At 31.4% G+C, this 9,846-nt stretch carries 13 protein-coding genes and 1 pseudogene; 5 read left to right on the forward strand and 9 right to left on the reverse strand.

What is annotated here, in order from left to right:
• Positions 1-17: 17 nt before the first annotated feature.
• Genes C3E88_RS08010 through yedF form a run of 4 tightly spaced genes read right to left on the reverse strand, consistent with a single transcriptional unit; the run spans position 18 to position 1,987 of the window.
• Positions 18-230 carry a DUF951 domain-containing protein gene (locus C3E88_RS08010; protein WP_236909652.1) on the reverse strand — a complete coding sequence of 71 codons (213 nt, stop codon included), beginning with the start codon at positions 228-230 and terminating at the stop codon, positions 18-20.
• A gap of 11 nt (positions 231-241) precedes the next feature.
• Positions 242-1,093, reverse strand: coding sequence for a mechanosensitive ion channel family protein (locus C3E88_RS08015; RefSeq protein ID WP_236909653.1), 852 nt, complete (start codon positions 1,091-1,093; stop codon positions 242-244).
• Positions 1,094-1,111: 18 nt separating this feature from the next.
• Positions 1,112-1,378 carry a DUF3343 domain-containing protein gene (locus tag C3E88_RS08020; RefSeq protein ID WP_236909654.1) on the reverse strand — a complete coding sequence of 89 codons (267 nt, stop codon included), beginning with the start codon at positions 1,376-1,378 and terminating at the stop codon, positions 1,112-1,114.
• Positions 1,379-1,390: 12 nt separating this feature from the next.
• Positions 1,391-1,987, reverse strand: coding sequence for a sulfurtransferase-like selenium metabolism protein YedF (gene yedF / locus C3E88_RS08025; RefSeq protein ID WP_236909655.1), 597 nt, complete (start codon positions 1,985-1,987; stop codon positions 1,391-1,393).
• Between the two features lie 343 nt (positions 1,988-2,330).
• Here yedF and C3E88_RS08030 point away from each other — a divergent pair, with 343 nt between their 5' ends.
• From C3E88_RS08030 to C3E88_RS08045, 4 genes are read left to right on the forward strand one after another with little or no spacing between them, the layout of a single operon-like run.
• Positions 2,331-2,729, forward strand: coding sequence for a hypothetical protein (locus C3E88_RS08030; RefSeq protein ID WP_236909656.1), 399 nt, complete (start codon positions 2,331-2,333; stop codon positions 2,727-2,729).
• A gap of 14 nt (positions 2,730-2,743) precedes the next feature.
• Positions 2,744-3,115, forward strand: coding sequence for a DUF2089 domain-containing protein (locus C3E88_RS08035; protein WP_236909657.1), 372 nt, complete (start codon positions 2,744-2,746; stop codon positions 3,113-3,115).
• 12 nt (positions 3,116-3,127) lie between these two features.
• Positions 3,128-4,309 carry a DUF4097 family beta strand repeat-containing protein gene (locus C3E88_RS12455; RefSeq protein ID WP_236909658.1) on the forward strand — a complete coding sequence of 394 codons (1,182 nt, stop codon included), beginning with the start codon at positions 3,128-3,130 and terminating at the stop codon, positions 4,307-4,309.
• An 11-nt stretch (positions 4,310-4,320) separates the two neighbouring features.
• Complete coding sequence (locus tag C3E88_RS08045; protein ID WP_236909659.1) at positions 4,321-4,710, forward strand: SHOCT-like domain-containing protein; 390 nt, start codon at positions 4,321-4,323, stop codon at positions 4,708-4,710.
• A 16-nt stretch (positions 4,711-4,726) separates the two neighbouring features.
• On the opposite strand, the gene C3E88_RS08050 is transcribed toward C3E88_RS08045, so the two are convergent.
• From C3E88_RS08050 to C3E88_RS08060, 3 genes are read right to left on the reverse strand one after another with little or no spacing between them, the layout of a single operon-like run.
• On the reverse strand, positions 4,727-5,356 hold the full coding sequence (locus C3E88_RS08050; RefSeq protein WP_236909660.1) for a hypothetical protein: 630 nt from the start codon (positions 5,354-5,356) through the stop codon (positions 4,727-4,729).
• A 13-nt stretch (positions 5,357-5,369) separates the two neighbouring features.
• Positions 5,370-5,966 (reverse strand): CvpA family protein, encoded by a 597-nt coding sequence (locus tag C3E88_RS08055; RefSeq protein WP_236909661.1) that lies wholly within the window; start codon positions 5,964-5,966, stop codon positions 5,370-5,372.
• A 14-nt stretch (positions 5,967-5,980) separates the two neighbouring features.
• Positions 5,981-7,075: a DUF5711 family protein gene (locus C3E88_RS08060; protein ID WP_236909662.1), complete on the reverse strand. Its 1,095-nt coding sequence runs from the start codon at positions 7,073-7,075 to the stop codon at positions 5,981-5,983.
• A 119-nt stretch (positions 7,076-7,194) separates the two neighbouring features.
• Here C3E88_RS08060 and pdxR point away from each other — a divergent pair, with 119 nt between their 5' ends.
• Positions 7,195-8,640, forward strand: coding sequence for a MocR-like pyridoxine biosynthesis transcription factor PdxR (gene pdxR / locus C3E88_RS08065; protein ID WP_236909663.1), 1,446 nt, complete (start codon positions 7,195-7,197; stop codon positions 8,638-8,640).
• A 30-nt stretch (positions 8,641-8,670) separates the two neighbouring features.
• On the opposite strand, the gene C3E88_RS08070 is transcribed toward pdxR, so the two are convergent.
• Both C3E88_RS08070 and C3E88_RS08075 read right to left on the reverse strand, forming a co-directional pair.
• Entirely contained in the window at positions 8,671-9,471 is an 801-nt protein-coding gene (locus C3E88_RS08070; RefSeq protein ID WP_236909664.1) for an alpha/beta fold hydrolase, read from the reverse strand.
• Between the two features lie 30 nt (positions 9,472-9,501).
• Positions 9,502-9,846, reverse strand: a pseudogene (locus C3E88_RS08075) (hypothetical protein); the annotation flags it as partial.

Consider the following 9,846-nt stretch of genomic DNA (forward strand, 5'->3'; position numbering starts at 1 on the left):
AGCCCAAAAGGCTGAAATCAAGAATGGTGAACTATGCTTATCCATTTATCATCTACTAATATCTTTCTTACCCTTCTTTCAAAGTCTATTCTAGGTATCCAAATCTGGCGATCACATCCTAAGCATCTTAGTTTAATATCTACTCCTGTACGCATTATCTCCCATTTATTTTCCCCACAGGGATGGGATTTTTTTAGTGTTATTATATCACCAACCTCATATTTTAACATCTAACCCCTCCTTAGGATTTATTATCATATATAACTCGTTTTGGATATGGAATTTCTATATTTGCCTTGTCCAAAGCTTCCTTAACCTTTTTCCTAATCTCCCTTTCTACACCCCATTGATCCATAGGATTAGTTTTCGCTACGATGGTTAAATCCACTCCATATTCACCTAAATCACTAATTCCCAATATAGTAGGACCATCTACTATGTTTTCATTGGTATCTCTTATCTCTTTGCATACCCTATCTAGTATGTTTATTACCTGATCAATATCCTCTTCATAGGCTACGCTAACCTTTACAAGAGCCCTCATAGCTCCCCTAGTCCTATTGGTTACTGCTCCGATATTGCTATTGGGTATTATATGAAGCTCACCAGAAAAATCCCTTATCTTGGTAACCCTTACCCCTAATTCCTCAACTATTCCTTCATACTCTCCTATTTTAACATAATCTCCTACTGAAAATTGATCTTCAAATAATATGAAAAACCCAGTTATTATATCCTTGACTAAGGATTGAGCACCAAATCCTATAGCTAGCCCTCCAATCCCTGCAGTAGCTAATATAGAAGAGGTACTTATATTGAACATGTCCAATACCATAACCAAGCCTATGAAATAAAATATGTATTTTATAATATTTTTAAGTACAGTAGATAGGGTATTAATCTTTTTTTCATCGGCATAAAATATGCCTTTTTTCCTTCTATTCATGGTTCTATCTATGACTACATAGGCTATCTTAATCAATATCCTTATGATAATAAAAATAATGATTATCTTTATGCCTTTACCAAGAATATTCAATTCACCCTTTGAGTTTTTAAAAAACTTCTCAATAAAATTTAATACCCTATCCATCCATAACTCTCCTTAATTTCAATTAAGCTTTTCAGCAAAGCTTCCTTCCTTATTCTTTATTATTTTAAACATGCCTTCTATAGCTAATTGATTCTCCTCTATGATTCTCTTCGCCAAATCCGTATCCTTTAGATCAAATTTAATAGCCAAACCACAGCTATGGGTAACTTCCCTAGGTGTGGGTATAGTTCTAAATTGAATATCTTCTCCATTAAATACAGATTCAGATTTTATGGCATAATTTACTGATTTAAAAGTAATAACACCAAATTCTCTATCTTTCATTATAACATACTCCTAGCCTATAGTTACAGTATTCATTGGATTTCTTAATTTTTCATATATGGTATACATATTTGAAATTTCTCCTACTTGCAATTTATCTTTAATCCCAAAAAAGTCCAAGCAAGTCCCACAAGATATTATCTCTACTCCTTCCTCTTCCAATTTCTTTAGATCCTCTAGCACCTCTGAGCCTTCACAGGTTAAATGTACTCCTCCATTATAAAATATTAATGTGGAGGGGTAAGGAGTTGCCTCAGTCAGTGTATATACAAAGGATTTTATCAAAATTTTTCCTAGTTCTTCTGATCCTTTACCCATAGTATCAGAAGCAAATGCAACAGTTAAATCCTTAAAATCATCAGATTTAGGTACATCAGTATCTACAGCTGCCTCTCCTTTTGTTATAGTAATATGAAACTCCCTGTCACTAACTTCATCTACATTGTACTCAAAGCCGAGACTATTTGCTAGTTTGGAAACATTGTCCTTTGCTACTTCATTATCTACTATGGTAGTTACTACACCTTCACCAACTTTATCTAGTTCCTTTTTAGTCATTATTACTGGCTTTGGACAAGCTTCTCCTCTTGCGTCTACCTCAATCCTCATCTTATTACCTCCTAATATGTCATTATAAATATATTATACTATCTTTTTACAAGATACATCTATTGATATATTCTATAGGTAAGCTTTTATCTATAGATAGGGTTTATGCTTTATAAAATCTTTCCCTAGTCCTTTGTTATTTCTTCAATATGAATCTTAAAAATATTAATTTAAATATTAATATTTTTAAGATTCATATTGACATATTTGAAGTTTAATACTATTATAGTATTGAAAAGCTAATAGATATAATTAATTTTATCACTATTATCCTTTTTAGTATACCCTAATATCAATTATATCTAAACATGGATTAAATTAAATCCTATAAGGAGGGGGTTTTTTGAAAGAGGAGATTAGAAATATATTAGAAGCTATAAGTAAAGGGGATATCACCACTAAGGCTGCAATAACTCAGATAAAAAATATTAGTACTATATCAAATCTACCTAAAAGAAAAGCTTCTAAACTAAAAATAATAGTAAAAGATGAAAGCCAAAACCTAAGACTTCCTGCTATTCCTTTTTGGTTACTAGATTTATTGATTGGCATGGGACTCGGGCTAGGAACTATTACACTGAAATTTATTAAGGATATAGATGATGATACTAGATTAATATTAGAATCAATTAATAGTAAGGATTTAAGGAAAATCATAAATGAATTAAAAAGACATGGACCCTTTGAAATGGTAGATATCAAAGATGGGAATAATACAACAGTTAAGATAAGTATACTGTAAAGGATGGTGAAAAGATGAAAAGAGAAGTACTTGGAATATGTCCTGTATGTGGAGAAGAGCTAGATGTGACTAGATTAAGCTGTAGCCATTGTTATACCAATATAGAGGGTAGCTTTACCCTTTGTAAGTTCTGCAAACTTACAGATGAACAAAAAAATTTTGTGGAGGTATTTCTAAAAAATAGGGGAAATATTAAAGAAATAGAGAAGGAATTAGGCATCTCCTATCCTACCGTTAGGAACAAACTAGAAGATGTAATTTCTGCTCTTGGTTACAGCCCAAAATATACTGAACCTAAAGTAGATAGAAAAGAGGTATTGGAAAGATTAAGCAAAGGGGAGATCACCTCTGAAGAGGCTGTCAAACTTCTTAAAGGTGAAGAATAGGGGGAGATATAAGTGAAGGAAGAAAGAATGATGATATTATCTATGTTAGAAGAAGGAAAGATTACTTCCGAAGAAGCTATAAGGCTTCTAGAAGCTATAGAAGAAACTGAAACTTCAATAGGGGAAGAGGAATTTAAAGAAAAGGATAAAACTGTGGACATGGAAAAAGCCAAAGTAAAAATGAAGGAATTTGAAAAGGTAATTAAGGAACAAGGAAAAAAGGTGGGAAATCTAGGCGCTGATCTAGGAAATAAGATATCCGGTTTTTTCAATGAGATGATGGATGGTAATAGTCCTAAGATATTGTTAGGCGGATATGAAAGTATGAATACTTCCCTTGAGAAGAATATTTCCCATATAGAAAGCCCAATTATCGACTTCAAATCCGTCAATGGCAATATATCTGTTGAAAATTGGGAAAAAGATCATATGCTTATCAAGATAAACTGTCAATATAAAAACGGTCTACTAGATGAAAGGGATACATTTTATGATTTCTATGAAGAGGGAAATAGACTAGTATTTCTGCCTGAAATATCTAGTAATATAATGATAAACTTAAACGTTTATCTACCTGATAAATCCTATGATAAAATCCTTTTAAACACTACAAATGGTAAAATTCAAATAAGTAATTTCAATATGAATAAGCTACAATGTAATACCACCAATGCGTCAATTGCTGCAAAGGATATAGTAGCCCAAGATATCCTAATAGGGACTAAAAACGGGAGAATCGATGTAGAAGATATAAATAGCAATGATCTAACCTTATCTACTGTTAATGGTAGAGTTCTATTATCTAATGTGATCACAGATGATGTTTCAGCTACTACTTCCAATGGCTCAATAGATGGAAAGAATATAAATAGCGAATATATTAAATTCACTACTTCCAATGGAAAAATCATACTAATGGATATCAATCCAGATAGGATTAAGGAGATAAAACTATATACTTCTAATGCCCCTATAGATGCAGGAATAGGTGAGATAGGAAAGGAAAGCTATTTCGATTTGGAAACCTCTTTAGGAAATATAGGATTAGAGATACCTAATCTGGTATATAAAGTAAATAAGCAGGTAAACTTAGGTACACGAAAGATCCTAGCCCATAGTATCAACTTTAATGAGGAATTGGAACATCTTGAGTTTACAGCTGCTACTTCCAATGGTTCTATTAAGTTATGGTAGGGAGGGATAATATGGCTCATTTAAAGGAAGAAAAGTTACAAATTCTAAAAATGGTTGAAGAAGGAAAGATTACTTCAGAAGAGGGTATTGATCTATTAGATGCCTTAGGGGATGCAGAAGAAACCTATGTGGCCAATAAGCAAGCTAAGTGGCTAAAGATAAGGGTATTTGATCCAGATGACAATACTAAGGTCAATGTTACAGTACCTATAGCTTTAATAGATGTAAGCATGAAGATGGCTGGTAAGTTTGCCCCAGCCTTTGTTCCAGAATTAAAAGAAGCCAATCTTAACGAAAATGATATGAAGGAATTATTTGATGCTATAAAAAATGGCGCTACAGGTAAGATTGTAGATATAGAATCTGAAGACGGTGAAAAAGTAGAAATAGTAGTAGAATAATCCCAGCTAGCTGGGATTATTCATTTAATTTTATCATATTGTATATTATCCTTGCTCCTATTACTATTAGTAGTATAGGCCATAGATAATTTATAAACTTCCAGAATTTAAATTCTACTGCGGTTCTTGAAGTTATCAAAAATAGTAGGGATACTACTAACATAGCTAGGGCTAGGTGTTTAGGCCATTCTATGCCTGCTTTACGATATCCTATTATGTAAATAATAAAAAATGCAATACCAAATAATAGATATAGGGTCCAAGATACATCACCATATGCCAATTCTTCTATTAAATTATAGGTTCCTAAGGCAGGCAGTATTATCCCAAATATGAGGAGACCTCTAGAGCCCTGTCTTCCATACAATACTAAAGATATGATACCAAATATCCATAGGAACAGAAATCCTTTAATATTTACTCCAGGAAAAGCATACTGATTTAATAGGGAAACCAAAGAAATCCCTAATAATACCAAGCCAGATATCAAATATCCCATATGACCTTTAATAAAATATCCAATTATGAGCCCTATAGATAGTATGAACATCAACCATTCAAAGGTCAATACTTTTAAGTTCAACAGTAAAAATAGAGCGCCAACAAAAACTAACAATAAACCAAAAGAATAATCCTTTCTATTCATAAAACTTACCTCCTCAAATATAGGTTTTATTTGTAAAAATATTAAACATTAGGTTCATCTCCTTTAAATAGTCGAAAACTAGCGAATTAAATACACCTTTACCTATAAAGGAGTTGGGAAATATGCTAGCTATAGGAGATAATACTAAGTTTAATAGATATATGATAAATAATCCTTCTATCAATCCAAACAATATACCACCAAATTTATTTAATTGTTTAAGTACAGGAGTTTTCAAAACAAATGAAAAGAGCCCTAAAAATATTTTTATCAACTTATTTGTTATCCAAAAAATCAAAGCTATAGCAAAAAGGCTTATGATTATTTTTATCAATCCCTTTGAAATTAAATTTGGGATAAAGCTAGGGTTTTCTTTGTTTTTAGTATAAAACAATATGTTTAACACAAACTCAACTATTACTTCAAATATATTATACACATTAGGGTTATTAATTATATACCCATAAATACTGGGATAATATCTTTTAGTTAAGGCTACAGACAGTAAGATTCTCACTATATTAAATATGGATATGGTAAATCCTAAACGGAATCCCTTAGTTGTAGTATATATTAATATAGCTGCTACTATCATATCTATCCAATTCATAAAATCACCGAACCCTATATTTTATTCTCCAACTTCATTAACTCTATTTTATCTTTATATCTTAAGATCAGATTTTCCCTTCCTTCAATTACTTCCAGAATGTTTTCATCACTTTTATATTTAAATACCTCTTCTCCATCCTTTAATCCCATTATATATTCATCTCCATAGACAACCAAATACCCATTAAAAGGGATTATCTTTTTATATTCTTCCGTAAAGGATTTTTTCTCCTCAGTAGTACCTTCTATGGATATGGTTTCTAATATATTACCATATAATAGGTGTATATTAGATTTATCCATGTATATGTCCTTTACTAGCTGAAGATTTCTTTCCCATAGGATCTCCCCATCTTTAGCCATATATATGCCTTTATCTGTCATTATAACAACTTTGTTTCTATCTATAAAGTTTGAATACAGAATCATCTCATCTTTAAACTCCATATTAAATAAAGATTGGTTCCCTTTTTTAAATACGTACTCTTCTGATTTCATACCATCTCCTTTTAAATCTAAGCTGGATATAATATACGTAGCGCCATCTTTATTTATTGAATAGGTAAGAATGTTTTTATTTTTTATTAGAGCATCTTCTATGGTTTTTCCCTCCATATCTAGTATATTTATCCTCTCAATATCCTTTGTTTTGATATGGACTAATATATTTTCGTAACTTTCAACTATATTCATAATTCTAGCCTTTAAATCCACCCTATGAACCGTTTCTCCACTACTATTTAGGAAATGGATTATCCCCGACGGCTTTTCGTATACATAGATATATTGTTCACCAACAGATATTGCTGGCTCCTCGAATACAAACTCCCTTTCCCATTCCTTAGAGCCACCTATATCCAATTTAATAATATGATTTTCCTTCCAGAGGATCATACCTTCTCCATGAATCAATATCTTTTCTGTATCTTCTTCTACTGGTATAGATTCTGTTATTTTAGCCTCTATATCTACGGATCTAGTATTATCTATAAATTGTATAAACTTCTTTTGATTTTCCTCTTTTAAAAAAAACAGTATCATTCCCACTAATATTATAATAAATATTTTAAATCCAATACTATTTTTCTTCTTTTGTTTGTCCTCCAAAATATCACCTCATCCTTGTTATTATTTTATAACTATTTAACAATTTCTTCTATAGTATTGTAGATAATTTTTTATCTGATATAATAAATGTACCGATACATTCAACGGAGGTAATAAATATGTTGATCGATAAAAGTTTAAATACTCCCCTATATATACAGCTTTACAACAATATCAAAGATATGATTGAAAAGGAACAAATAGAGGAAGGTGAAAAACTTCCTTCTATAAGAAGTTTAGCAAAAAAATTGGAAGTTAACAATATTACAATTGTAAATGCCTATAATTTATTGGAACAGGAAGGATATGTCTACTCTATAAAGGGTAGTGGAACCTATGTAAGAAGGCCTAATTACAACATAGATCTTCCCTATATAGAAGATGGAGATATAGAGCTAATGATAGGTGGGGTTCTTCCCATTTCTAAGGATAGCATTAACTTTGCTACCGTATCTCCTACTCCTGAAATATTTCCTATCACCCAGTTTAAACAATCATTAATTGAGGTTTTAGATAGGGATAAGGGAAACGCCTTTTTATATCCAGAAATAAATGGATATGAACCCTTTAGAGAATCCATCTGCAACTTTTTGCAGGAAAATTATAGTATGACCGTATCTAAAGATCAAATTCAAGTAATCTCTGGTGGTCAACAAGGAATAGATATAATAACTAAAGCACTGATCTCCCAAGGAGATACTATATTAGTTGAAAATCCTACCTATTCTGGAGCCATAGCTGCTTTTCAATCAAGAGGAGCAAAAATAATAGGTGTGCCTATGGAAAAAGGTGGAATGGATTTAGAGATTTTAAATAGATATATCAAGCGATATAATCCAAAATTTATATATATGATGACCAATTACCAAAGTCCTACTACCTACTGCTATAGCGAAAACAAAAAAAGAGAATTAATTGCATTGAGCAAAAAATATGATTTCTATATTATCGAAGACGATTTTCTTACGGATTTGAATTATGATGAGGATAAAAAACTACCTTTAAAATCTATGGATCATATGGATAAGGTCATATATATTAAAAGCTTTTCCAAGATATTTATGCCTGGAGTAAGAATAGGTTTTATGATCGTTCCTGATAGATTATTTAAGGATATTGTTAAAGCCAAACACACTACAGATATATCCTCCTCTGGTTTTTTGCAAAGGGCTTTCGATCTATATTTGAGGAAGGGCTATTGGAAAAACCATATGGAAACCATCAAAGAAGTGTATACAGATAAATACACTACCATGGTTGAGCAATTAGAGAGGCTTAAAAAATATAATATTTCCTTCGTCGAACCAAAGGGAGGTCTTAGTATATGGGCTAAACTACCGGAAGAGATGGACGCTATAGATCTATATGATGAATGTGGAGAAAACAATGTAGCTATAGTACCAGGTAAAATATTTTTTATCAACGATAGCATATATTCTAACTATATACGATTAAGCTTTGGAGCTATATCTAATGAAGAAATAGTAAATGGAGTTAAAATAATAGAAAATTCCATTAAGAAACTATATAAGTCTGATAACAATAAATATCTACCTTTTGTATAATAAGACAGGGTTAACCCTGCCTTATTTTTATCAAAAGTTTTCCTTCAAGAATTTCATTACTATGGATAAAAATTCTTCAGGTTTTTCATACATAGATGCATGACCTACTCCCTTCATAATTATCCATTGAGAACCCCCTATCTGTTCGTAGATAGACTTTTGATATCCTATGGGAGTAATAATATCTAATTCAGAACTTATAATCAATGTTGGGCTTTTAATCTTCTTGAGTTCATGGTATACATTGTAGTCCTTTGCACTTTCTATGCCTCTCTTAAACCTTTTATACCATTCTTCATCTAATATATTGTCAAAGGCTTTCCCTTTTGATTTTATTTCTTCATGGTTTTTTTCATAATATCCATAGGAATAAATATAGGGCATAACTAGAGTGGAAAAAATTCTACTATCTAAGGTAGAAGCTCCATATATCCACCCCTTACCAATATCATTCATTATATTGGTAGTATAGCTATCCGTATTGGATAGTATTAGGGATTTGATATTTGATGGATATTTAGTAGCAAAACTCAAGGCTACTTTTCCACCATAAGAGGTGCCTAACAGATGAACTTTCTCTAAGTTTAGTTCTTGCAAAAATTGTTTTAAAAACTCTACCTGAACATCAATATTATAGCTATCTTCACTACTATCAGATCTGCCTTGATCCAACAGGTCTACAGTTATCGTTCTATAATCTTTAGACAATTTTCTAGTAAATGGAGACCAGCTATTAGTTGCCATCATCATTCCATTTAAAAATACTATTGGGTCACCACTTCCATATTCTTTATAATAAATATTTTTATTCATTATATTCATATAGGGCATTTTATCAGCTCCTCAAGTTTATCTTTAGTACTAGTATAGCAGAACAAATACCATCACTACAATCCCAATAAATCCGAATACAGGATATAGTATGGCTACTAGATTAGAGAAGCCAACTTTAGCTAGTGGAATAGCAGATATGCAGAATAAAGCTGTCATCAACATTTTATTTTTTCCCTTCGATACCCTATTCATAAATCCAAACCCATTGGCTAAAGCTGTAGTAAACATAGCTATCCAAAGGATTATTGCATAGGATTTTCTATAGCCTAGACCTATATAATTACATATCTTCAACATAGGAATATCTAAAACAAATACTTCATTATAGTATATGAGTATGGAAACTAATATGGATATCCCCAAAATAGTTAA

It is taken from the genome of Clostridium sp. Cult3 (genome assembly GCF_021655115.1).
In the GTDB taxonomy this organism is placed as follows: Bacteria; Bacillota; Clostridia; order Tissierellales; family Tepidimicrobiaceae; genus PPXY01.